At 69.8% G+C, this 23091-nt stretch carries 23 protein-coding genes, 1 tRNA gene and 1 riboswitch; of the genes, 9 read left to right on the top strand and 15 right to left on the bottom strand.

Translation table 11 applies throughout. The features are described from left to right. Window positions 1-247: 247 nt before the first annotated feature. The gene (locus ACZ53N_RS16120) at window positions 248-1570 is read right to left on the bottom strand and encodes a DUF445 domain-containing protein (RefSeq protein ID WP_469141466.1); all 1323 of its coding nucleotides are present in this window, start codon (window positions 1568-1570) and stop codon (window positions 248-250) included. Window positions 1571-1955: 385 nt separating this feature from the next. Here ACZ53N_RS16120 and ACZ53N_RS16115 point away from each other — a divergent pair, with 385 nt between their 5' ends. Continuing rightward, window positions 1956-3281, top strand: a complete 1326-nt coding sequence (locus ACZ53N_RS16115; protein ID WP_469141465.1) for an SGNH/GDSL hydrolase family protein — start codon at window positions 1956-1958, stop codon at window positions 3279-3281. Between the two features lie 68 nt (window positions 3282-3349). On the opposite strand, the gene ACZ53N_RS16110 is transcribed toward ACZ53N_RS16115, so the two are convergent. From ACZ53N_RS16110 to ACZ53N_RS16095, 4 genes are all read right to left on the bottom strand, one after another. Beyond that, window positions 3350-4051 (bottom strand): DUF1707 SHOCT-like domain-containing protein, encoded by a 702-nt coding sequence (locus ACZ53N_RS16110; RefSeq protein ID WP_469141464.1) that lies wholly within the window; start codon window positions 4049-4051, stop codon window positions 3350-3352. Window positions 4052-4075: 24 nt separating this feature from the next. Further along, on the bottom strand, window positions 4076-5065 hold the full coding sequence (locus ACZ53N_RS16105; protein ID WP_469141463.1) for an ABC transporter ATP-binding protein: 990 nt from the start codon (window positions 5063-5065) through the stop codon (window positions 4076-4078). A 3-nt stretch (window positions 5066-5068) separates the two neighbouring features. Continuing rightward, the gene (locus ACZ53N_RS16100; protein WP_469141497.1) at window positions 5069-5833 is read right to left on the bottom strand and encodes an ABC transporter permease; all 765 of its coding nucleotides are present in this window, start codon (window positions 5831-5833) and stop codon (window positions 5069-5071) included. Between the two features lie 91 nt (window positions 5834-5924). Further along, window positions 5925-6725, bottom strand: a complete 801-nt coding sequence (locus ACZ53N_RS16095; protein ID WP_469141462.1) for an ABC transporter permease — start codon at window positions 6723-6725, stop codon at window positions 5925-5927. A 281-nt stretch (window positions 6726-7006) separates the two neighbouring features. Here ACZ53N_RS16095 and ACZ53N_RS16090 point away from each other — a divergent pair, with 281 nt between their 5' ends. Further along, on the top strand, window positions 7007-9325 hold the full coding sequence (locus ACZ53N_RS16090; RefSeq protein ID WP_469141461.1) for a transglycosylase domain-containing protein: 2319 nt from the start codon (window positions 7007-7009) through the stop codon (window positions 9323-9325). A 61-nt stretch (window positions 9326-9386) separates the two neighbouring features. On the opposite strand, the gene ACZ53N_RS16085 is transcribed toward ACZ53N_RS16090, so the two are convergent. The 3 genes from ACZ53N_RS16085 to ACZ53N_RS16075 form a co-directional block, all read right to left on the bottom strand. Continuing rightward, a complete protein-coding gene (locus ACZ53N_RS16085) occupies window positions 9387-9707 on the bottom strand; it encodes a DMT family transporter (protein ID WP_130878019.1) in 321 nt (106 codons plus the stop codon). Window positions 9708-9739: 32 nt separating this feature from the next. After that, window positions 9740-9807: riboswitch (guanidine-III (ykkC-III) riboswitch) on the bottom strand. Between the two features lie 12 nt (window positions 9808-9819). Then, window positions 9820-10200: a GroES family chaperonin gene (locus tag ACZ53N_RS16080; RefSeq protein ID WP_130878020.1), complete on the bottom strand. Its 381-nt coding sequence runs from the start codon at window positions 10198-10200 to the stop codon at window positions 9820-9822. Window positions 10201-10256: 56 nt separating this feature from the next. Then, window positions 10257-10577 carry a DUF3618 domain-containing protein gene (locus ACZ53N_RS16075; RefSeq protein WP_130878021.1) on the bottom strand — a complete coding sequence of 107 codons (321 nt, stop codon included), beginning with the start codon at window positions 10575-10577 and terminating at the stop codon, window positions 10257-10259. 162 nt (window positions 10578-10739) lie between these two features. Between ACZ53N_RS16075 and bcp the strand changes: the two genes are divergently transcribed. After that, window positions 10740-11207, top strand: a complete 468-nt coding sequence (gene bcp / locus ACZ53N_RS16070) for a thioredoxin-dependent thiol peroxidase (RefSeq protein ID WP_366687575.1) — start codon at window positions 10740-10742, stop codon at window positions 11205-11207. Window positions 11208-11296: 89 nt separating this feature from the next. Here the strand turns inward: bcp and ACZ53N_RS16065 are convergent, their stop codons facing one another. Together ACZ53N_RS16065 and ACZ53N_RS16060 are read right to left on the bottom strand one after the other, a co-directional pair. Next, window positions 11297-12538 (bottom strand): sensor histidine kinase, encoded by a 1242-nt coding sequence (locus ACZ53N_RS16065; RefSeq protein WP_469141460.1) that lies wholly within the window; start codon window positions 12536-12538, stop codon window positions 11297-11299. After that, window positions 12538-13086 (bottom strand): hypothetical protein, encoded by a 549-nt coding sequence (locus tag ACZ53N_RS16060; protein ID WP_469141459.1) that lies wholly within the window; start codon window positions 13084-13086, stop codon window positions 12538-12540. The genes ACZ53N_RS16065 and ACZ53N_RS16060 overlap by 1 nt, the downstream gene beginning before the upstream one ends. Window positions 13087-13337: 251 nt before the next feature. On the opposite strand from ACZ53N_RS16060, the gene ACZ53N_RS16055 reads away from it, so the two are divergent. The 4 genes from ACZ53N_RS16055 (at window position 13338) to ACZ53N_RS16040 (ending at window position 16534) form a co-directional block, all read left to right on the top strand. Next, the gene (locus ACZ53N_RS16055; protein WP_469141458.1) at window positions 13338-14840 is read left to right on the top strand and encodes an MFS transporter; all 1503 of its coding nucleotides are present in this window, start codon (window positions 13338-13340) and stop codon (window positions 14838-14840) included. Between the two features lie 106 nt (window positions 14841-14946). Next, a complete protein-coding gene (locus tag ACZ53N_RS16050; protein WP_469141457.1) occupies window positions 14947-15573 on the top strand; it encodes an HNH endonuclease signature motif containing protein in 627 nt (208 codons plus the stop codon). Then, on the top strand, window positions 15570-16442 hold the full coding sequence (locus ACZ53N_RS16045; RefSeq protein WP_469141456.1) for an HNH endonuclease signature motif containing protein: 873 nt from the start codon (window positions 15570-15572) through the stop codon (window positions 16440-16442). The genes ACZ53N_RS16050 and ACZ53N_RS16045 overlap by 4 nt, the downstream gene beginning before the upstream one ends. An 18-nt stretch (window positions 16443-16460) precedes the next feature. After that, window positions 16461-16534 (top strand) — tRNA-Leu (locus ACZ53N_RS16040). 65 nt (window positions 16535-16599) lie between these two features. Here ACZ53N_RS16040 and rdgB read toward each other — a convergent pair. The 4 genes from rdgB to ACZ53N_RS16020 all read right to left on the bottom strand — a co-directional run bounded on the left by rdgB (window position 16600) and on the right by ACZ53N_RS16020 (window position 18882). Continuing rightward, window positions 16600-17202 (bottom strand): RdgB/HAM1 family non-canonical purine NTP pyrophosphatase, encoded by a 603-nt coding sequence (rdgB, locus tag ACZ53N_RS16035; protein WP_469141455.1) that lies wholly within the window; start codon window positions 17200-17202, stop codon window positions 16600-16602. A gap of 49 nt (window positions 17203-17251) precedes the next feature. Then, window positions 17252-17662 (bottom strand): hypothetical protein, encoded by a 411-nt coding sequence (locus ACZ53N_RS16030; RefSeq protein WP_469141454.1) that lies wholly within the window; start codon window positions 17660-17662, stop codon window positions 17252-17254. Window positions 17663-17815: 153 nt separating this feature from the next. Then, complete coding sequence (gene rph, locus ACZ53N_RS16025) at window positions 17816-18547, bottom strand: ribonuclease PH (RefSeq protein WP_469141453.1); 732 nt, start codon at window positions 18545-18547, stop codon at window positions 17816-17818. Window positions 18548-18648: 101 nt separating this feature from the next. Then, window positions 18649-18882 (bottom strand): PTS sugar transporter subunit IIB, encoded by a 234-nt coding sequence (locus tag ACZ53N_RS16020; RefSeq protein WP_130878031.1) that lies wholly within the window; start codon window positions 18880-18882, stop codon window positions 18649-18651. A 226-nt stretch (window positions 18883-19108) separates the two neighbouring features. On the opposite strand from ACZ53N_RS16020, the gene ACZ53N_RS16015 reads away from it, so the two are divergent. Next, on the top strand, window positions 19109-20443 hold the full coding sequence (locus ACZ53N_RS16015) for a PTS transporter subunit EIIC (protein ID WP_469141496.1): 1335 nt from the start codon (window positions 19109-19111) through the stop codon (window positions 20441-20443). A gap of 230 nt (window positions 20444-20673) precedes the next feature. Continuing rightward, window positions 20674-21966, top strand: coding sequence for a PTS transporter subunit EIIC (locus ACZ53N_RS16010; RefSeq protein ID WP_469141452.1), 1293 nt, complete (start codon window positions 20674-20676; stop codon window positions 21964-21966). Window positions 21967-22077: 111 nt separating this feature from the next. Here the strand turns inward: ACZ53N_RS16010 and ACZ53N_RS16005 are convergent, their stop codons facing one another. Beyond that, on the bottom strand, window positions 22078-22830 hold the full coding sequence (locus ACZ53N_RS16005) for an MBL fold metallo-hydrolase (RefSeq protein ID WP_469141451.1): 753 nt from the start codon (window positions 22828-22830) through the stop codon (window positions 22078-22080). Window positions 22831-23091 lie beyond the last annotated feature (261 nt).

The following is a 23091-nucleotide window of genomic DNA, read 5'->3' as shown; positions in this document are numbered from 1 at the left end:
TGCGGCGCCCGGACCCCTTGACCAGGTGGCCGCCGGCCATCACGCCCTGCGCAAGGTCTGGTCGACGACGGCTACGGCGCCGGACGGGCTGCTGTCAGCTGGGCTCAGCCCCTACCAGCCCGTCCGGCGTTTGAGGACGCGCCCGCGCGGCGCTCGCCGCCGCAGGCGGCACCGGCGGCACCGGCGGCACCAGCCGGCCCGCGCGGCCGCGACGCCGAAAGGTCAACCCGCCCGGCGGGCGTACGCGTCACGCCCCCAGCAGGCGCGACACCGAGAAGATGCCCAGGCCCGCCAGCGCGCCCACCACCGTGCCGTTGATCCTGATGAACTGGAGGTCCCTGCCGATGTGGGCCTCGATCTTGCGGGTGGTCTGTTCGGGGTCCCAGCTCGCCACCGTGTCCGTGATCAGCAGCGTGATCTCGTCCCGGTACGTCGTCACCACATAGACCGCCGCGTCCTCCAGCCAGCCGTCGATCTTCGCGCGGAGCCGGTCGTCGCTCGTCATGCGCGTGCCCAGGGAGAGGATCGACGCGCGGACCCGCATCCGCAGCTCGCTGCGCTCGTCCGCCGCCGCGACCATCATCGCCCGCACCGAACCCCACGCCGAGGCGATCAGGTCCTGTACCTCGGCGCGGCCCAGCACCTCGGACTTCAGCCGCTCGACCCGCTCGCGGGTGTCCGTGTCGGACTGGAGCTCCGTGGCGAAGTCCGCGAGGAAGCGGTCGATGGCGCCGCGCGCCGGGTGGTCCGGCATGTCGCGGGTCTCGGTCACGAAGCGCAGCAGCTCCTTGTAGACCCGCTCGCCGACCTTGCGGTCCACGAAGCGCGGCGTCCAGCCGGGCGCGCCGCCCGTGACGGCGTCCATCACCGAGTCGCTGTGCTCCACGAGCCAGTCGTGCGCGCGGACGCACAGCAGGTCCACGACCCGGTGGTGACCGCCGTCCGTGACGATCTTCTCCAGCATCGCGCCGAGGCCCGGGGCGATCTCCTGCGCGTCGGCCCGCCGGTTGATGGCCTCGCCGACGACCGCCTGGACGTCGGAGTCGCGCAGCACGGTCAGCGCGCCGCGCAGCGCGGTGGCCAGCTCGGCGGTGACCCGGTCGGCGTGGTCCGGATCGGCGAGCCAGGTGCCGAGGCGGGAGCCGATGCCGACCGCGCGCAGCCGGCCGCGCACGATGTCGCCGGAGAGGAAGTTCTCGCCGACGAATTCGCCGAGGGAGACGCCCAACTGGTCCTTCTTCGTCGGGATGATGGCGGTGTGCGGGATGGGCAGGCCCATCGGGCGCCGGAAGAGCGCGGTGACGGCGAACCAGTCGGCGAGCGCGCCGACCATGCCCGCCTCGGCGGCGGCGGCCACATAGGCCGCCCAGCCTCCCGCGCCCGCGGACTGCGCCCACTTCGCGAGGGCGTAGACCAGGGCGACGACGGCGAGCAGGCCGGTCGCCGTGGCCTTCATCCGGCGCACCCCGCGCCGTTTCTCCTCGTCCGCCGCGCTGTAGGTGAATCCGCCGGGCCGAGCGGGCATCACCCTTTCGGCGGCAGCCGACTCCTCCGAATTGGACTGAATCATCCGCACCACCCGTTCCGGCTGTCGTCATGTGCATTGTCCCTACCCGGGGTACTCGGGGAACGGACGTGGAGTTCCCGGCGTCTGACAAGTCGCATGTGACACGCCTCGGCGTGGGGCATGTCTCGTGACCGCGTCTGCCGACAGTCGTGACCGCGCCGTGGCCGTATCGGTGGCCACATCCGCGATCGCTCTCCCGACCGTTCTCCGATCGTTCCCGAGGCCTTCCCGTGACCTTTTGCCGCTCAGCACACCCGCGCTTCACCGTGGGATCATGGTGAGGCGATCGGACCGCGAGGGCGCTGTTGCTGATCAGTGCTAGTCCCGTCCCGTGGTTCCGACCCCTCGGAGCCGTCCGCTCCGCATTCCCTCCAGGAGAAATCCGCCCATGAACAGGCCTCCCCTGCCCCGCGGCACGGCCTATGCCGTGCTCGCCGCGCTGGCGGCCCTCGTGGTCGTCGTCTCGACCGCGATATTCCTCGGGGTCGGCGGCCCCGAGGGACGCTCCGCGACAAGCGTGCCCGAGCCCGGCCGCCCCGCCACGTCGGCCGCCTCGGGAGCGTGGATCGGCTCCTGGTCCACCTCACCGTCCGCCGCCGAGCCCAACACCCCGAACGGTTACGCCGGACAGTCGATCCGCAACGTCGTACACACCACCATCGGCGGCACCGGCGCGCGCATCCAGCTCTCCAACCTCTACGGCACCCGGCCGCTGGCCCTCACCCACGTCTCCCTCGCCCTCGCCGCCGGGCCCGGCACCGCCGACGCGGCGCCCGGCAGCATGCGCCGGCTGACCTTCGGCGCGCGGCCCACGGTGACGATCCCCGCCGGGCACTCCGTCATCAGCGACCCCGTCCGGCTCGTCGTCCCCCAGGCGACCGATCTGCTCGTCACCACGTACTCACCGACCCCCTCGGGCCCGGTCACCCACCACCCGCACGCCCGCCAGACCTCCTACCTCGCCCCCGGCGACCAGGTCGACGACCTCGACGGCGCGCTCTACCGGACGAAGACGAAGTACTGGCGCTACGTCACCGCCGTGGACGTCTGGACCAAGGACGCGAAGGGCGCCGTCGCCGTGATCGGCGACTCGATCACCGACGGCGTCACCTCCACCCCGAACGCCAACCGGCGCTGGACGGACTTCCTCGCGGCCCGGCTGCGCACCGAGCCGGGCGCGCCCGCCTACGGCGTCCTCAACCAGGGCATCAGCGGCAACCGCGTCCTGCTCGGCAGCTCGGCCACCGTGCCCGCGAACAACCCCAGTGCCCTCGACCGCTTCGACCGCGACGTGCTCACCCGCACGGGCGTACGGGCCGTGGTCATGGAGCTGGGCGTCAACGACATCCTCCGCCTCCCGCAGCAGACCGACCCCTCCCGCATCACCACGGGACTGCGGAAGCTGGTCGAGCGGGCGCACGCGCGCGGGCTGCGCGTCGTCGGCGCGACGCTGATGCCCTTCGGCGGCCACCGGGGCGGCAAGCCGGTCCAGGAGTCCGTGCGCCAGGCCGTCAACGAGCAGATCCGGTCCGGCCACGTCTTCGACGACGTCGTGGACCTCGACGCGGCCCTGCGCGACCCGGCGGACCCGGAGCGGCTGCTGCCGCTGTACGACTCCGGCGACCACCTCCACCCGAGCGACGCCGGCTACCGGGCGATGGCCGACGCCGTGGACCTCGAAACCCTCAAGGGCCAGGCCTCGGCCGCGCTGTAAGCACGGGGACGTACACGTACGGCCGGGTGGGAGTCTCCCCACCCGGCCGTACGCGCGTCAAAGCCCCGTCACTCCAGCCGCTTCCGCAGCCTGTCCCCGTCCAGACCGGCCGGCCCGTCCGAACGGTCCGTCCGCTCCGCACGTCGCCCCTCGCGCAGCCGATCGCGCTCGGCACGCATCGGCTTGCGCTCCACACCCACACCGCCCCAGATCGCCAAGCCGGTGATCCTCACCCGGGGGGAGCCGGGGGTGCCCGGGCCCGTGGCCCGGTCGCCGAAACCGCCCATGATGCCGAAGCCCGAGACCTCGACATCGAGCTCGGGCGGCACGATGACCTGCATCCCGCCCATGACGGCGAAGCAGCGGATGACCACCTCGCGGCCCTCGAAGCGCGCCTCGCGCAGATCGATCTGGCCGCCACCCCAGATGGACAGGGCCGTGAACGCGCGCGGCACGGTCCAGCCGCCCCGCCGCGCGAAGCCGCCCATGATGCCGATGGCCCCCTTGGACGTGCCCGGCCCGCCGACCCGCTCCCCCCAGCCGCCCCCGGACACCACCGGGGCGGGCGCGGCCGACACCTGCGCGGGGGTGGGGAGATCCCGTACCAGCGGCACCAGCTCACCGTGCGTACGGGCCTTGTACACGGCGTCCAGACGCTGCTCGAACTCCTCCATGTCCAACCGCCCCTCGGCGACGGCCTCGCGCAGGACCTCCGCGACCCGCTCGCGCTCGGCGTCGGAGGCCCTCATGTCAGGAAGCTCGCTCATCATGGCGAACAGCCTAACGAGCGTCTGCTAGATCCCCGATCGCTGCGCGTACATTTTCGCGATGACGGCCTCGATGTCCGGCTCCCGCACCGACAGGTCCACCAGCGGATACCGCTCGGCCACCGCCGCCACGATCGGCGCCGCGCTCTGACCCGCCGCGAACGCCAACCACTGGCGCGGCCCTTCGACCTTGACCGTACGCGCCCCGGGCACCCCCTCGATCGGCGGCAGCGCCCGCTCCAGGTCCACCACGAGCGTCCGCTCGCTCTCCCCGACCGCGTGCAGCCCGTCCAGCCCGCCGTCGTAGACCAGCCGCCCGTGGTCGATCACCATGACCCGCTTGCAGAGCTGCTCGATATCGGTCAGATCATGCGTCGTGAGCAGCACGGTCGTACCCCGCTCCGCGTTCACCTCCCGCAGGAACTCCCGCACCTTCGCCTTGCTCACCACGTCCAGACCGATGGTCGGCTCGTCGAGATAGAGCACCTCGGGGTCGTGCAGCAGGGCGGCGGCGATGTCACCGCGCATCCGCTGCCCGAGGGAGAGCTGCCGCACGGGCACCGCCAACAGCTCGCCCAGATCCAGGAGTTCGACACAGCGCTCCAGGTTCGCGCGGTAACGGGCCTCGGGAATGCGGTACATGCGGCGCACCAGCCCGTAGGAGTCGCGCAGCGGCAGGTCCCACCAGAGCGTGGTGCGCTGCCCGAAGACCACCCCGATGCGGCGGGCGAGCTTGGTGCGCTCGCGGGAGGGGTCGATGCCCGCCACGCGCAGCCGGCCGCCGCTGGGCACGAGGATGCCCGTCAGCATCTTGATCGTGGTGGACTTCCCGGCGCCGTTGGGCCCGATGTAGCCGACCATCTCCCCGCGCGGCACGGTGAAACCGATGCCGTCCACCGCCCGCACCTGATGCCGCTCCCGGCGCAGGAAGCCCGCCTTGCGGCGGACGTCGAAGACCTTCTCCACACCGTCCAGCTCGATGAATGTGTCATCGCGGTCACCGGCACCCGTCGCCACTGCTCAACTCCCCGTACTCCGATAGCTCCTGAGGCCCGCCCGCCAGGCCAGCCCCGAGAGCGCGATCATCACCAGCGCGACCGGCGGGCCGCAGAAGTCCACCCAGCCCGGCAGCCCCAGCGGGTCCTCGCGGTCCAGGATCCGCAGCGCGGGCAGCCAGTTGACGAAGGCGAGCGGGACGACGAAGGTCACCCCGCGCACCAGTTCCCGCGAGAACACCGTCGGCGGGTACTGCAGGAGGGTCGTGCCGCCATAGGTGAAGGAGTTCTGGGCCTGCGAGGCGTCACAGGCCCAGAACTGGAAGGCGGCACCCCCGACGAAGATCGCCGCGAAGATGCCCGCCCCGCTGATCAGCATCACCGGTACGAGCACCACGTCGACCGCTGTCCACGCGATGTCCGCCCGGGCGAGCCCCCAGACCAGCACCACCAGACCCTGGACGACCCGCCCGAGCCGGCGCAGCGCGAAACGGTCGGCGGCGATCTGCGCCAGCACCGGCACCGGACGGACCAGCAGCGTGTCGAGCGTGCCGTCCCGCACCCGTCGGCCGACGCGTTCGGCGTTGCCGAGGAAGAGGTCGACGAGACCGAACGACGTGCTGGTGGCCCCGTACAGCAGCGCGATCTCCGGGAGGGAGAAGCCGCCGAGGGCGTCGATGTGCGAGAACATCAGCAGGATGGCGACGAAGTCGAGCCCGGTGGTGAGGAAGTTCCCGACCGCCGTCAGCACGAAGGACGTGCGGTAGGCCATCGTCGAGCGCACCCACATCGCGACGATCAGCCCGTACGCCCGTATGCCGTGCAGCAGCCGCGGGAGGGGCCCCTCGGCCGCCCCGGCCTCGGCACCCCGCGCCGAAGCCTCAACCACCTTGCACCACCACCTTGGACGTGGCCAGCGACTGCAGCGCCCGGCCCGCGGCCAGCAGCGCCACCGCCCAGCCCGCCTGGAACGCCAGCACCCCGGCCAGACCGGGGCCGGTGTGCTGCCCGAGTACGACGTCGGCCGGCACCTGGAGCATCGCCGCCCAGGGCAGCAGCCGCACGGTCTCGCCGAAGACGCCCGGAAAGACGTTCAGCGGCAGCAGCATCCCGGTGCAGAAGATGCCGAGCAGCACGCTGATCATGTTGACCCCGGCGCCGTCGAGCAGCCAGAACGCGCACAGCGCCACCAGATAGCGCAGCGCGAAGCTGACGACGACGCCGAGGAACACCGAGAAGAGGAAGGCCACCCAGCGGGCGGGATCGGCGGGCAGGACCAGATCGAAGGCGAGCGCACCGACGGCCAGCGGCACGATCCCGCGACCGAGCAGATGGAAGGCCGCCCGGCCCAGATCGGCGGCGAGCCACCACAACTGGAGGTCGACGGGACGGTAGAGATCGACGGCGATGTCCCCGGACCGGATGCGCTCCTGCAGCTCGTCCTGGAAACCGCCGCCCATCAGCTCCACGGGGGCGAGCAGCGCCTGGGTGACCCAGACGAACGTCAGGGCCTGCGCCTGGTCGTAGCCCCCGAGGTGCGGGCGTTCGTCCCACAGGGCGATGAACGTATAGGCGATGATGAAGCCGAAGACCGTATTGGTGAACACCCCCGCCGCGGTGGCGACCCGATAGGTGGCGTGCCGGCGGAAACCGCTGACCGCCACCGCGGCGTACAGGCGCATCCCCGTGTCACCTCTTGTCGTTGAACCTCGTTAGTCCGTTGACCCCAAAGCGCAGGAGCCTAGCCGCACGGCTCCGGCCCGGACCACGCGTTTTTCACTCCTCGGAGTGAACGGCCTGACCCAAACGGCTCTTTACAGCTGCCGCAGGTGCGCCACGCCGCTTCGGCGCGGACCGCATGGTGCGAGAGTGTTTTCCGGGGCAGACGACTACATCGGAACGGCCCGACAACACCGTTCGCCGTGGCTGAACCCCCGACGACGGCCGAGGAGTCCCTACAGACATGAGCGACGAGCAGCCACACCAGCGGCCCCCGGGCGACGGTGACGCGTCGGCGAACCGGGCGGCCTGGGGCCAGGGCGCCCGGCCGGGACAGCCCGGCCGTCCGGGCGGCGGCAAGCCCCGCCGCCCCAAGCGCACCGGATGGCGCCGGGCCGTGCCCACCTGGCGCATGCTGTTCGGTGGCGTTCTGCTGATCATCCTGCTGGTCGCGGGCGGTGTGATCGCGGGATATCTGCTGGTCGACATCCCACCGGCCAACAAGGCCGCCGTCGCCGAGAGCAATGTCTTCCTCTATGCCGACGGCACCCAGCTCGCCCGCGACGGCGAGGTCAACCGGGAGAGCGTCGCACTGACCAAGGTGTCGAAGAACGTCCAGCACGCCGTGCTCGCGGCCGAGGACCGCGACTTCTACTCCGAATCGGCCGTCAACCCCGAGGCGATGATCCGCGCCGCCTGGAACACCGTCACCGGCAAGGGCAAGCAGTCCGGCTCCACCATCACCCAGCAGTACGTCAAGAACTATTACCTCGGCCAGGAACAGACCATCACCCGCAAGGTGAAGGAATTCTTCATCGCGATCAAACTCGACCGCGAAGTAACGAAGGACGACATCCTTGAGGGCTATCTGAACACCAGCTACTTCGGCCGGAACGCGTACGGCATCCAGGCCGCCTCCCAGGCCTACTACGGCAAGGACTCCGACAAGCTCGACACCGCCGAGGGCGCCTACCTCGCCACCCTCCTCAACGCCCCCAGCTCCTTCGACGTCGGCGCCCACCCCGAGAACAAGCAGCACGCCCTGAGCCGCTGGAACTACGTCCTCGACGGCATGGTCAAGAAGAAGTGGCTCACCCCGGCCGAGCGCGCCACGATGAAGTTCCCGCCGCCGGGCAAGTCCCGGGCGCGCAACGGCATGTCGGGCCAGCGCGGCTATCTCGTCGAAGCCGTCAAGGACTACCTCACCGGCAACAAGATCATCGACGAGCAGACCCTCGCCGCCGGCGGCTACCGCATCACCACCACCATCAACCGCAAGAAGCAGGACGCCTTCGTCAAGGCCGTACAGCGGCAACTGATGGACGAACTGAGCCCCGACCGCAAGGTCGACAGCTACGTACGCGCCGGCGGCGCCTCCATCGACCCCAGATCCGGCAAGGTCGTCGCCCTCTACGGCGGCGTCGACTACACCAAGCAGTACGTCAACAACGCCACCCGCCGCGACTACCAAGTCGGCTCCACCTTCAAGCCGTTCGTCTTCACCTCCGCCGTGCAGAACGACTCCACCACCCAGAGCGGCCGCCCCATCACCCCGAACACGCTCTACGACGGCACCGACGGCCGCCAGGTCCAGGGCCCCGGCGGACCCGTCGGCTACAGCCCGGAGAACGAGGACGGCAAGTCCTACGGCCGCGTCACCGTCACCAAGGCCACCGACCTGTCCGTCAACGCCGTCTACGCACAGATGGCCCAGGACGTCGGCCCCGCAAAGGTCAAGGACACGGCCGTCGCCCTCGGCATCCCCGCCGGCACCCCCGATCTGACCGGCACCCCCTCCATCGCCCTCGGCGTCGCCACCGCGAGCGTCCTGGACATGACCCAGGCCTACGCGACCCTCGCCAACCACGGCCGGCACGGCCCCTACTCGCTGGTCCAGAAGCTCGCCAAGGGCGGCGAGAACGTCAGGCTCCCCAGCAACGACACCAAACGGGCCGTCCCCCGCGAAGCCGCCGACACCACCACCTCCGTTCTCCAGAGCGTGGTCGACAACGGCACCGGCGCCGCGGCCCAGATGGCCGGACGACCCGCCGCCGGCAAGACCGGCACGGCGGAGGAGGACAAGGCCGCCTGGTTCGCCGGCTACACCCCCGACCTCGCCACCGTCGTCGCCGTCATGGGCCAGGACCCCGACAGCGCCGAACAGAAACCCCTCTACGGGGCGACGGGCCTGTCCCGCATCAACGGCGGTGGCTACCCCGCCCAGATCTGGGCCGCCTACACCGCCGACGCGCTGGAGGGCACCCCCGTCAAGGAATTCGACCTGGAGACGATGAGCGGCGGCGCCCCGCTCATGGAAACCCCCGAGTCCTCACCACCGCCGGCCACGTCCAGCGCCCCGCCGGCCTCGTCCGCCCCGCCGACCACCACCCGACCGACGCCCCCGGGCCCGCCGACCGACTTCCCGTCCCCGATCGTGCCGCCCGGCCCGCCGACGGACTTCCCGTCCCTGCCGGACATCCCCTTCGGCCCGAACGGCCCCAACGGACGGCAGGACGGGCGCGGCGGCGGAGACGACCGGGACTCACTGCTGGGCGACTTGTAGGGCGGCACGGCTAGTAGGGCGGCACGTGAAGGGGCCAGTGGCCGGAAGTCGCCCAGCCGACTCAGTGGCCCGAGGTCGCCTTCAACCCCACCACCGCCACCAGCAACAACACAATGAAGAAGATCCGCGCGGCGGTCGCCGGTTCACCCAGCACCACCATGCCCAGCACCGCCGCGCCGGCCGCCCCGATACCGACCCAGACGCCGTAGGCCGTACCGATGGGAAGCGTCTTCGCGGCCTGCGCGAGCAACAGCATGCTGGCCGCGATGCCCGCGACGGTGAACACACTCGGCCACAGCCGGGTGAAACCCTCGGTGAACTTCATACCGATCGACCAGCCGACCTCGAGCAGACCGGCGACGGCGAGCAGGATCCATGCCATGACGGCACCTCCGTGAAACGTGCTTCAACAGGGGTGCGTCGTCTTGTCATGACCCGGTACGGCGCGTCTCGTCGGGTGCTTTCGACCGTACCAAACCGGACGGATTCGCGGATTACAGGTACAGCCCCGTGGAGTCCTCGGACCCCTCCAGGCGCTCCGCCGCCACCGCGTGCAGATCCCGCTCGCGCATCAGGACGTACGCGACCCCGCGCACCTCCACCTCGGCGCGGTCCTCCGGGTCGTACAGCACCCGGTCCCCCGGCTCCACCGTACGGACGCTCTGCCCGACCGCCACCACCTCGGCCCACGCCAGCCGACGACCCACCGCCGCCGTCGCCGGAATGACGATGCCGCCGGTGGACCGGCGCTCGCCCTCGGGAATATCGGTCCGGACCAGCACCCGGTCGTGGAGCATCCGGATGGGCAGCTTGTCGTGGGTGGTGTTCGCGCTCACGCCATGACCGTACCTGGCCGCGCGGGATGCCGAGGCCATAGGTCGCCGATCGGCCCGTACCGGATACGGCCGATCACCGACCGACTACTGATCCCTCACGCCTTGCGACGCCGCGAGGAGACCGTGAGCAGACCCACCACGCCCACGACGACCATCGCCACCGGCACGATCCGCTCCAGCCGCGGCGCGCCCTCCTCCGTCACGAACCGCTCCCGTACGTCCGAGACGATCCGGTTCGCCGCCACGTAGGCCCGCCCGGCGGTCTGGTCCACCTTCGAGGCCACCTTGGCCTTGGCGTCCCCGATGATCGTCTTGGGGTGCATCCGCACCCCGATCTCGTCGAGCGTCACGGCGAGCTCGCTCCGCCTGCGGGCGATGTCCGCCTCGATCTGCGCAGGGGTCCTGGCTTCCGGCACCGCGCGGCCTCCGTCGTCTCGATAAGAGTGATTAAGACTGATGATGGACAGTCTGTCAGCTCGGGCGGCCCCGTGCCCCGCGGCACCCCCGATCGGGGAGCTGGCTAGTCTCGGGAGTCGACACGACCTGGACACAGCGTACGAAAACCCTTGAGGAGAGCCATGAGCGAGCGACTGCAGCCCGGCGACACCGCCCCCGCCTTCACCCTGCCCGACGCGGACGGCAAGCAGGTCTCCCTCGCCGACCACAAGGGCCGCAAGGTCATCGTCTACTTCTACCCCGCCGCACTGACCCCCGGCTGCACCAAGCAGGCCTGCGACTTCACCGACAACCTGGAATTCCTGGCCGGCCACGGCTACGACGTCATCGGCGTCTCCCCCGACAAGCCGGAGAAGCTCGCCAAGTTCCGCGACGTGGAATCCCTGAAGGTCACCCTCGTCGGCGACCCGGAGAAGAAGGTCCTGGAGGCCTACGGCGCCTTCGGCGAGAAGAAGCTCTACGGGAAGACCGTCACGGGCGTCATCCGCTCCACCGTCATCGTGGACGAGGAGGGCAAGGTCGAGCGCGCCCTCTACAACGTGAAGGCCACCGGCCACGTCGCCAAGATCATCAAGGACCTGGGGCTGTAGACCACCGAACCGGGGCTCCGCCCCGAACCCCGGTCCTCAAACGCCGGACGGGCTGACTTTCCAGCCCGTCCGGCAGACCGGGAAGGCCCTCACCCCTCCGCCGGAGGCGGATCCGCCTCCGGCAGATCGAGGACGACCTGCGCCCCGCCGCCCTCCGCCGTACCGAACTCCAGCGAAGCCCCCAGCACCACCGCCTGACCCACCGCGATCGTCAGCCCCAGACCATGCCCGGTGCCCCGCTCCGGCGCCGCCGTACGGAACCGCCGCGGCCCCTGATCCACCAGCTCCGGCGGATAACCGTCCCCATGGTCCCGGACCACGATCCGCGTGCCCTCCACCCGGATCTCGATCGGCGGCTTCCCGTGCTTCGCCGCGTTCCCCAGCACGTTCACCAGGATCCGCTCCACCCGACGGGCGTCCGTCGCCACGATCCGGCCCTCGCCGACCACCTCGACCGCCACGTCCTCGACACCGCGCTGCCCACGCGCCCGCTTCACGATCCCGTGCACCAACGACGGCAGCTCCACCGCGTCCAACTGCGCCCGCTCCCGCCCCGCGTCCAGCCGGGACACCTCCAGCAGATCCTCCACCAGCACCCGCATCGTCTGCGCCCGCTCGCGCACCATCTCCACCGCCCGCGGATGCGGCAACAACTCCGCCGACGCCACCAGCCCCGCCACCGGCGTCCGCAGCTCATGCGCCACATCCGCCGTGAACTCCCGCTCAGCCTCCACCCGCGCCGCCAACGACGCCGCCATGTGATGCACCGAGCGACCCAACTCCGCCACCTCGTCACGACCGGCCGTCGCCAGCGCCTCCGCGTCCGGCGCCGCACCCGCGGCGATCCGCCGCGCCGCCGCCGCACTGCGCCGCAACCGCCGCGACAGGCTCTGCGCCACGAACCACGCCACCACCGCCATCAGCACGACCGTCGCCACACCGGCCACCACCAGGGCCCTGTCCAGCGCCGTCTGCAACGGATCCCGATCCGGGTACGAAGCCGACACCGACAACACCTTGTCGTCACCGACCCCGGTCGCCGCCCACACCCGCGGGTCACCACCGGTGCTGATGTACGTCCCCGACTCACCCCGCGCCACCGCCTGCGACAACGCGAACGGCAACGCCGAATCATCGAGCTGCGCGCCCAGCGCGAGCGTCCCGTCCCGCTGATACACCTGAAGCGCCGAACTCAGCAGCTCGTCCTGGAACGCCATCGCCTGCCGGCCGCGCTCCAACCCGGAGATGTGGTGCACGGCCACACCGAGGAACACGACCGCCAGCGCGGTGACGAAGGAGATCGCGAGGGCGATCCGGCCACGGATACCCATCACGTGATCGTGAAGATTTCCGTCTGGTCCCCGACCCGCGTGGCACCCGTGTACTCGACCTCGAGCCCCGTGAAGGCCCGCACCCCGTCCACGTTCTTCGCACCGTAGAGCCGGAACTTCGCCGGATACGACGCCGACGCCGCGCCGTTCGCACCACCGGACACCTGTACCACCCCCCGTCCGTCGGCGCCCGCCGCGTCATAGCTGAGCCACTTGATGCCGCTCGCCACCATGACCGCGTTCGAGCAGTTGAGGATGATGCTCTCCGGCCGCACGGTCGCCGTACGGAACCCGCACTCCCGCACCCCGGGCAGCTTCCGCGGTTCCGCCGCGGTGACCTCGGCCGAGTCCTCCCCGGACGCCCACGCCTTCTGTGCCGCCGCCGTCTTCGGCGCCTTGGCCACGGTGCTCGTCCGCTCCGTTGCCTCGCTGAACCACAGCCCGCCGCAGACCAGAACGGCCACCACCGCCAGGGTCGCGACAACGGTGCGCAAAGTCGCCCAGCGAGGCGCGGCGCGGTCGGTCATCGGGCTCTCTTCCTCGTTCACGGGGGATGAATCGTCCCCCGTGGTGAGTGACGGTGAAATCACGCCCCGCGTTCCCTTTGGCCACCATCGGGTTCTCCCACGAGGGGCTTCGGCGGGGTGACCTATCTCGCGATCGAGCAAGTGAACGGTTTGAGCCGTCGGCAATCGCGCAGAAGTGCTGTTCGTGTGTGTCCCGTACGAACAGCACTGCGCGGCAGCGCGGCCGACGGACGGAACCGACGCCGACGACCCGACCGAGAGGAAGCCGAGCCGTGCCCACCGGCAACAGCACCGAGGCCGACGCCGAAACCGACCGCGACCGCGACCCGCAGGCGGTCAGGCGCCACAGAAACCTCTTCCGGGCCGCCGCCCGCCGCAAGAACCCCCGCCTGCGCCGCACGGACATCACCGTCACGGACGAGAAGACCGTCAGACGCGCCGTGAAGGCGGCGGCCCTCGGCAACGCCATGGAGTGGTTCGACTTCGGCATCTACAGCTACCTCGCCGTCACCATCGGCGATGTCTTCTTCCCGTCCGGGAACGACACGGTCCGGCTGCTGTCCTCGCTCGCGACCTTCGCCGTCGCCTTCCTCGTGCGCCCCCTGGGCAGCCTCTTCTTCGGCCCCCTCGGCGACCGCATCGGCCGTAAGCGCGTCCTCGCGCTGACCATGGTCCTGATGGCGATCGGCACCTTCGCCATCGGCCTCATCCCCTCGTACGCGACGATCGGATTCTGGGCCCCGGTCCTGCTGATCTGCTTCCGGATGCTCCAGGGCTTCTCGACCGGCGGCGAGTACGGCGGCGCCGCCACGTTCATCGCCGAGTACGCGCCCGACAAGCGGCGCGGCTTCTTCGGCAGCTTCCTGGAATTCGGCACCCTGGCGGGCTACGTCGGCGCGGCCGGCCTCGTCACGGTCATGACCGCCACACTCGGCGGCGACACCATGGGCGACTGGGGCTGGCGCATCCCCTTCCTCGCCGCCGGCCCGCTCGGTCTCGTCGGCCTCTACCTGCGGCTGAAGCTGGAGGACACCCCGGCCTTCCAGAAACTGGAGGAGGAGAACGGCTCCGGCGAGCACGTCACCAGCGAGACCACCGAGCTGCGGCAGATCTTCGTCACCCACTGGTCGCGGCTGGCCCTGTGCGTCGTCCTGGCCGGGGCGTACGGCATCACCGACTACATGCTGCTGTCGTACATGCCGACGTACCTGACGGACCAGCTGGACTACGACGACACCCACGGCCTGCTGATCCTGATCGGCACGATGGCACTGCTCATGACCGTCATCACCTTCGTGGGCCGCCTCAACGACCGGATAGGCCGAAAGCCCCTGCTGATGGCGGGCATGGGCGGCTTCTTCGTCCTGTCGGTCCCGGCGTTCTGGCTCCTGAAGCAGGGCAGCGCGGCCGCGGTGGCGGGCGGCATGCTGATGCTCGGCCTCCCCCTGGTCTGCCTCCTGGGCACCATGTCCGCCGCCCTCCCCGCCCTCTTCCCCACCCACGTCCGCTACGGCTCGCTGTCCATCGGCTACAACCTCTCCACGTCGCTCTTCGGCGGCACGACGCCGCTGGTCATCACGGGCCTGATCAGCGCGACGGGCAGCGACATGGTGCCCGCGTTCTACACGATGGCGGCGGCGCTGGTGGGCATGGTGGCGGTGGCCTGCATGAAGGAGACAGCCCGCCAGCCGCTGGAGGGCTCGCCGCCGTCGGTGGCGACGAAGGAGGAAGCGGCGGAAATGGTCAACTCGGCGGCTCCGGAGCCGAAGTTCTGACATGTCGCACTGATGGCGTAACTGTCCGGTGATCCTCTCGTTGGTGAGTTCGAGGCCGCGAACGCTTGCGTGGCCTCGAACTCATCGGTCGTTCGGGAGGGACACCATGCCGGTCAAGTACACCTATGAGTTGCTCGTCGAGGCCGCACGTACCTCGACGACGTACGACGAGGCGGTGCGGTGGTGCGGCGGCACGTCGGCACCGGGCAGCCGGAGGTATATCCGCGCCAAGATGGCCGAGGCCGGGATAGACACCTCGCACCTCTCGACGGGCCGGGTCCGGCACACCGAGGAGACGCTGCGTGAGCTGGTCGCCATCTCACGCAGCGTGGCCGAGGTGGTCCGGCGCCTGGGCATCAGCCCGGTGGGTGGCAACCAGGCGCACATCGGCCGCCGGATCGCCGCACTGGGCCTGGACACCTCGCACTTCTCACAGGTCCGTCGAGGCCGTCCGGCCGGGACGCCGAGGAATCCACTCACCCTGGGGTCACCGGCGGACGGCCGCGTACCCGGCGATCGTCTGCGCCGGGCGCTACTGCGAACCGGGGTGGATGAGTCATGTGCCGCATGCGGCAACGGTACGGAGTGGAACGGCAGACCGCTCCGTCTGGAGGTCGACCACATCAACGGCGAGTGGTGGGACAACCGGCCGGAGAATCTTCGGTTCCTGTGTCCCAACTGCCATGCGGCGACCGACACATACCGCGGCCGCAAGCGCCGGGCGGCAGCATGACGAGGGCAATCCGGTACACCCGCGACCTGCTCCAGCGAACCGCCGCCGAATCCACCAGTCTCGTCGACATGATGCGCAGGCTCAATGCGCCCTTGAGCAGCGGACCCCGGAGATACCTTCGCAACCGCCTGGAGCACTACGGCATAGACACGGCTCACTTCACCGAAGAGCCGCTGCCCGAACGAGAGCGACAGTCGTACCCCAAGGAACTGCTCGAAGAGGCTGCCGCGCACAGCCACAGCATCCGGGAGATACTCGAGTACCTGGGCGTCCCACCCTATGACAGCGCGTACAGCCACATCGGAAAGAAGCTGGACCGCTACGGCATCGACACCACGCATTTCACCGGCAGACGGGGCAACGGTGTGCGACCGCTGATTCCGGAAAGTGAGCTGCGAAAGGCCGTCGCTGAGTCCTACAGCCTCGCCGATGTGATGCGGGCCCTGGGCCGCCCCAACGGTGGATCAGGCCGTCTTCTCGCGAAGCGAAGCATCGCCACACACGGCATATCCACATCCCACTTCGTCGGCCAGGGCCACCAACGAGGCCGTCCGTCACGCACGCGCAAGTCCGCCGCCGACATCCTTCGGGAGCTTGCCCCCGGCTCCCCACGCACAAGTACTGCCCTCCTCCGGCGGGCGCTCGACGAAGTGGGTGTGCCCCATACCTGTAGCGAGTGCGGCATCGGGGACATCTGGCAAGGCAAGCGGCTCGTGCTGGAGATCGACCACATCAACGGCGACCGACTGGACAACCGCGCCGGGAATCTGCGGTACTTGTGCCCGTCGTGCCACAGCCAGACGATAACCTTCTCCAAGCGGTCCGCCCGCACAACTGTCCCCTCGCAGCGAAGCAGCGCGACACAGTAGAGTGAGTGACCGATGTTGGCGCCTGTACTCCAACTGGCAGAGAGGCTAGTCCTAGGAACTAGTGGTTGTCGGTTCGAATCCGACCGGGCGCACTGAGGGAATTGAGCCCTTCGGTCATCGTTTCAATGGCCGAAGGGCTCTTCTCCGGCTTTGGGCCTCAGCCCAACAGCTCCCGAACCACCGGCACCAGCTCCCGGAACGCCTTCCCCCGGTGGCTGATTGCGTTCTTCTCGTCCGGGGTGAGCTCCGCGCAGGTGCGGGTCTCGCCGAGGGGCTGGAGGATCGGGTCGTAGCCGAAGCCGAAGCCGCCTGACGGCTCGTGGCGGAGGGTGCCCTCGAGGCGGCCTTCCACCACGCGTTCCGTGCCGTCCGGCAGGGCCAGGGCCGCCGCGCAGGCGAAGTGGGCGCCCCGGTGTTCGTCGGCGATGTCGCCCAGTTGGGAGAGCAGCAGTTCGAGGTTGGCCTTGTCGTTGCCATGAGCGCCGGCCCAGCGGGCGGAGAAGATGCCGGGGGCGCCGTTCAGGACGTCGACGCAGAGGCCGGAGTCGTCGGCGACGGCCGGGTGGCCGGTGGCGCGGGCCAGGGCGTGGGCCTTGAGGAGGGCGTTCTCGGCGAAGGTGACGCCGGTTTCCTTGACGTCGGGGATCTCGGGGTAGGCGTCGGCCCCGACGAGTTCGACGTCGAGGCCGGCGCCCTCGAGGATGGCGCGGAGTTCGGTGACCTTGTTGGCATTGCGGGTGGCGAGGATCAGGCGCTTCATGGTGCCGATTATCCGGGCCGGGCCGCCGCACCCCGGGACCGCCCGCGTCCTACTTCGACGTGCAGACCTTCGTCAGCTCGCCGGCGGCGTCCTTGACCGGGCCCAGGTCGGGTGTCTCGTTGCGCTCGACGGCCTTCCGGGCGTTGGTGACGGCGCTCTGGAAGTGGTCGACGACCTTGCTCAGATCCGGGTTGTCCGTCTTGTCCTTGAGTTTCTTCACGTCCGCGTCCAGCGTGTCCAGGGCGTCGTCGGCCTTGCCGGGGTCGTCGGTCGCGCTCCCCACCGCGCGCTGGAGGTCGTCGACGTCCTGGCTCACGTCGGTGACCAGCCGCGCGCAGTCGATGGCCTTCTCCGCCGCGCCGCACCCGGCGGCCAGCGGAACGGCCAGGGCGACGACGGCGAGAGCGGCGATGGCGGTGGTGCGGCGGTGGCGTACGGGCCTGGTGCGGCGCACGGACATGGAGCGGTTCCCTCCCCGTTGACGGGCTACGGGCGCATGGTCTTCGAGACCATACGCCCGTATCTCTGTACTGCTATGAACGCGCGCCCCGCGTCGGACGGTTGCTTCCCCGCGCGATCCCGGTCCCGGTCCCGGTCCCGGTCCTCGTGGGAGCTACAGCGTCGCGGCCAGCGCCTCGCGCTGCGCCGCGTCGAGGGCTCCGCAGCCGGCGACGGCGAGGTCGAGCAGGGCGTTGAGCTCCTCGCGGGCGAAGGGCTCGGCCTCGGCGGTGCCCTGGACCTCGACGAAGCGGCCGTCGCCGGTGCAGACGACGTTCATGTCGGTGTCGGCGCGGACGTCCTCCTCGTAGCAGAGGTCGAGCAGCGGGACGCCGCCGACGATGCCGACGCTGACGGCGGAGACGGTGCCGGTGAGGGGCTGGCGGCCGTGCTTGATGAGCTTCTTGCCCTGGGCCCAGGTGATGGCGTCGGCGAGGGCGACGTAGGCGCCGGTGATGGCGGCGGTGCGGGTGCCGCCGTCGGCCTGGAGGACGTCGCAGTCGAGGACGATGGTGTTCTCGCCGAGCGCCTTGTAGTCGATGACGGCGCGCAGCGAGCGGCCGATGAGGCGGGAGATCTCGTGGGTGCGGCCGCCGATCTTGCCGCGGACGGATTCGCGGTCGCCGCGGGTGTTGGTGGAGCGCGGCAGCATCGAGTACTCGGCGGTGACCCAGCCCTCGCCGCTGCCCTTGCGCCAGCGGGGTACGCCTTCGGTGACGCTGGCGGTGCAGAAGACCTTGGTGTCGCCGAAGGAGACGAGGACGGAGCCTTCGGCGTGCTTGCTCCAGCCACGCTGGATGGTCACGGGGCGGAGCTGTTCGGGGGTGCGGCCGTCGATGCGAGACATGGTGATGAGCCTATCGGCATCGCGAAGGGCCCCGTTCCGGTTCGGTGCGAACCGGTGCGGGGCCCTTGGCGGGAGCTCAGGGAGCCCAGGAGCTCAGTGGCTCACATCATGTCTTCGATCTCGCCGGCGATCGGGTCGGCGTCGGTGCCGATGACGACCTGGATGGCGGTGCCCATCTTCACGACGCCGTGCGCTCCGGCTGCCTTGAGGGCGGCCTCGTCGACGAGGTCGGGGTTCACGACCTCGGTGCGCAGTCGGGTGATGCAGCCCTCGACCTCTTCGATGTTGTCGAGCCCGCCGAGCCCGGCGACGATCTTCTCAGCCTTGGAAGCCATGTGCACTCCTGGTTGTCTCGGCCCTTCGGCGGTCTCGCCGACCGGCTTTCACACGGTAACCCACGTTCAGCCCAACTACGCGGGCATATGTCTGCCATCTAACGAAAGATGGCGACCACCCGGCGGTGCGTTCCGGGAGGCCCCGCATCGCGCCACGAGTGGTCTACACCAGTATGCGGCACACACCGAGGGAGCTGTCGCCCGGGCGGCGGCCTGGAGGACGCAGATGAGCTCGAACGCGGCGGCGGTGCCGGAGGGGTCGAAGGGGCGGGCGTCGGGGAAGAAGTGGACGCAGACGCTCTTCCAGAACCTCCAGAAGATGGGCCGCAGCCTTCAGCTGCCGATCGCCGTCCTGCCCGCCGCGGGCATTTTGAACCGGCTCGGTCAGCCCGATGTGTTCGGCAAGGACGGTCTGGGCTGGACCGACGTGGCCAAGGTGATGGCGGGCGCGGGCGGCGCGCTGCTGGATTCGTCGTTGGGGTTGCCGCTGCTGTTCGCGGTGGGTGTGGCGATCGGCATGGCGAAGAAGTCGGACGGTTCGACGGCGCTGGCGGCTGTCGCGGGGTTCCTCGTCTATTACGCGGTGCTGCACCAGTTCCCCGACGACTGCCCTGCCGGCTCCAAGCACACGCCCATCGGCCTGCTGAACGGGGTGTGTGTCACTCCGGGCGGGGATCCGGCCGCGGCGGGGTATCAGAATCCGGGGGTGTTCGGCGGCATCGTGATGGGTCTGCTGGCGGCCTGGTTCTGGCAGCGGTACCACCGCGTGCGGTTGGTCGACTGGCTCGGTTTCTTCAACGGCCGGCGGCTCGTGCCGATCATCATGGCGTTCGTGGCGATCGCCTTCGCGGCGCTGTGCCTGTGGATCTGGCCGCCGATCGGTGACGCGCTGACGAGCTTCAGCAAGTGGCTGGTCGATCTGAGTTCCACGGGCGCGGGCATCTTCGGTGTCGCGAACCGCGCGCTGCTGGTGATCGGTCTGCATCAGTTCCTGAACGTCTTCGTGTGGTTCCAGTTCGGCGACTACACCAAGCCGGACGGCACGGTCGTGCACGGTGACATCAACCGATTCCTGGCGGGTGATCCGACGGCGGGGCAGTTCACGTCCGGCTTCTTCCCGATCATGATGTTCGCGCTGCCCGCGGCGGCGCTGGCCATCACGCACTGCGCCAAGCCGCATCGCCGGAAGGTGGTGGGCGGCATGATGCTGTCGGTCGGCCTGACGTCGTTCGTCACGGGCATCACGGAGCCGATCGAGTACTCGTTCCTCTTCATCGCCCCGCTGCTGTACGTGGTGCACGCGCTGCTCACGGGCACGTCGATGGCGATCACGTGGGGGCTGGGCGTCCATGACGGCTTCAGTTTCTCGGCGGGGCTGATCGACTACGTCATCAACTGGGGCCTGGCGACGAAGCCGTGGTTGATCATTCCGATCGGGCTGTGTTTCGCCGTGGTCTATTACGCGATCTTCCGCTTCGCGATCACGAAGTTCGATCTGCCGACTCCGGGGCGGGAGCCGGAGGAGGTAGCGGAGGAAATCGAGGAGGAGAACGTCAAATAGCGGTACGCGAAGTGAGGGGAGCGTGACGCTGCGCCCACCCCTTGCCCCGTGAGGCGAACGGCCCCCGAGTCCTTGGACCCGGGGGCCGTTCGGCGTGTGGCTGAGGCCATGGAAGTATGGATTCCTTTATGCCCGCTTCACGTGCTACAACAGGTCTAAACCACTGAGTGGTGTAGACCATAAGCGGGCCGACCCTCTTCCCGAGTGCCCGCCTCACCTGGAGGAATCCGATGAGTACGGCCACCAAGGCGGCGCCCGAAGAGGCGCAACCGGAGAAGAAGAAGCGCGGCGCCGGCGCGATGGCGGTCGCCCAGCGCATCGGGCGCAGCCTCATGCTGCCGGTCGCGGTGCTGCCCGCCGCCGCCCTGATGGTCCGGCTCGGCCAGGGCGACATGCTCGGCAAGGAGTCGTTCCCGGCGTTCCTGAACATGATCGCCGAGTTCATGTCCGCCGGTGGTGGCGCGATCCTCGACAACATGGCGCTGCTGTTCGCCGTCGGTGTCGCGATCGGTTACGCCAAGAAGTCCGACGGTTCCACCGCGCTGGCCGCTGTGGCCGGTTACCTGGTCTTCCAGAAGGTGCTGGGCACCTTCACCGACGGCAGCCTCCCCAAGAAGGAGGCGGTGGTCGACCACAAGGTCGCCATGGTGGAGCAGGCGGTCGACGCCAAGGTCCTCGGCGGTGTGGTGATAGGCCTCGTCGTCGCGCTGATCTACCAGCGCTTCTACCGCACCAAGCTGCCCGACTGGGCGGGCTTCTTCGGTGGCCGTCGTCTGGTGCCGATCCTGTCGTCCTTCGCGGGTCTGTTCATCGGTGTGGCCTTCGGTTACATCTGGCCGGTGCTCGGCACGGGTCTGCACAACTTCGGTGAGTGGCTGGTCGGCTCCGGTGCCGTCGGCGCGGGCATCTTCGGTGTCGCCAACCGTGCGCTGATCCCGGTCGGCATGCACCACCTGCTCAACTCCTTCCCGTGGCTGCAGGCCGGTTCGTACGACGGTGCTAAGGGCACGGTCAACGGTGACATCGCCCGCTTCCTGGCCGGTGACCCGAACGCCGGCCAGTTCATGACCGGCTTCTTCCCGATCATGATGTTCGCCCTGCCGGCCGCCTGCCTCGCGATCGTGCACTGCGCCCGTCCGGAGCGCCGCAAGGTCGTCGGCGGCATGATGTTCTCCCTCGCGCTCACCGCGTTCGTCACGGGTGTGACCGAGCCGATCGAGTTCACGTTCATGTTCGTCGCGCCGGTGCTGTACGCGATCCACGCGGTGCTGACCGGTGTCTCGATGGCTCTGACCTGGGCACTCGGCATGAAGGACGGCTTCGGCTTCTCGGCCGGCGCGGTGGACTTCGTGCTGAACCTGGGCATCGCCACGAAGCCGTGGCTGCTGGTCGTGGTGGGTCTGTGCTTCGCGGCCCTCTACTACGTGGTCTTCCGCTTCGCGATCACCAAGTTCAACCTGCCGACGCCGGGCCGTGAGTCCGACGCCGAGCTGGCCGAGCTGGCGAAGGCCGAGGCCAAGTAGCCCTCCCGTCCTTCCCTGGACGACGAAGCCCCCGCAACGCGCACGGTTGTCGGGGGCTTCGTCATGCCCTGGGGGCGGGGCGCTCGCCGCCGCAGGCGGCGACGGCGGGCCCTACAGCTCGTACACCGCTCCGGCGCGGGCCAGCTCGGCCGGGCCGTCGTAGGCCGAACGGGCGTCGCGGAGGTTGGTGAGGGGGTCGGTCCACGGGGGGATGTGGGTGAGGACGAGCCGGGCGACGCGGGCGCGGGCGGCCTGTTCACCGGCTTCGAGGCCGGTGAGGTGGAGGTCCGGGATGTCCTCCTTGCCGTACGTGAAGGACGCCTCGCACAGCAGGAGGTCCGTGTCGAGGGCGAGGTCGTGCAGGGCCTCGCAGGGGCCGGTGTCGCCGGAGTAGACGAGGGAGCGGTCCCCGTTCTCGACCCGGAAGGCGAAGGCCTCGACGGGGTGGCGGACGCGGTCGGTGCGGATCGTGAAGGGTCCGAGGGTGAACTTGCCCGGGGTCAGCGTGCGGAAGTCGAAGACCTCGCGCATGGACGCGTCGTGCGGGACGTCGCCGTAGGCGGTACTGAGCCGCTCCTCCGTGCCCTCCGGCCCGTAGACGGGGATGGCCGCGGCGCGGCCGCCGTCGTGGCGGTAGTAGCGGGCGACGAAGTAGCCGCACATGTCGATGCAGTGGTCCGGGTGCAGATGGGACAGCAGCACGGCGTCGAGGTCGTAGAGGCCGATGTGGCGCTGCAGCTCGCCGAGGGCGCCATTGCCCATGTCGAGGAGCAGCCGGAAGCCGTCGGCCTCGACGAGGTAGCTCGAGCAGGCCGATTCCGTGGACGGGAACGACCCCGAGCATCCGACGACGGTGAGCTTCATGCGGGCCTGAACCTCCGTGGGCTCGTTACGGGGGGCCATGCGGTGCGTCGAGCGTAAAGCGCGGGACGGGTGGTCGCTCCTCCGTGGGGGGACGTTGTGGGCGAAGTCACCGGTAAGGACGCCGCTGCCCGTGTCGTACGGGTGGCTCCGCCTGCGGGCCGTCTTTGCCGCCTGCGGCGGCGGGCGCCCTGCGGGCGCGTCCTCAAACGCCGGACGGGCTGGTTGGCTGAGGTCGAACACCATACCCCTCCTGGACCAGGT

It is taken from the genome of Streptomyces sp. NPDC033229 (assembly GCF_055576875.1).
Note: the sequence above shows the minus strand (reverse complement) of the source record. Positions and strands in the feature narration are given on the sequence as shown.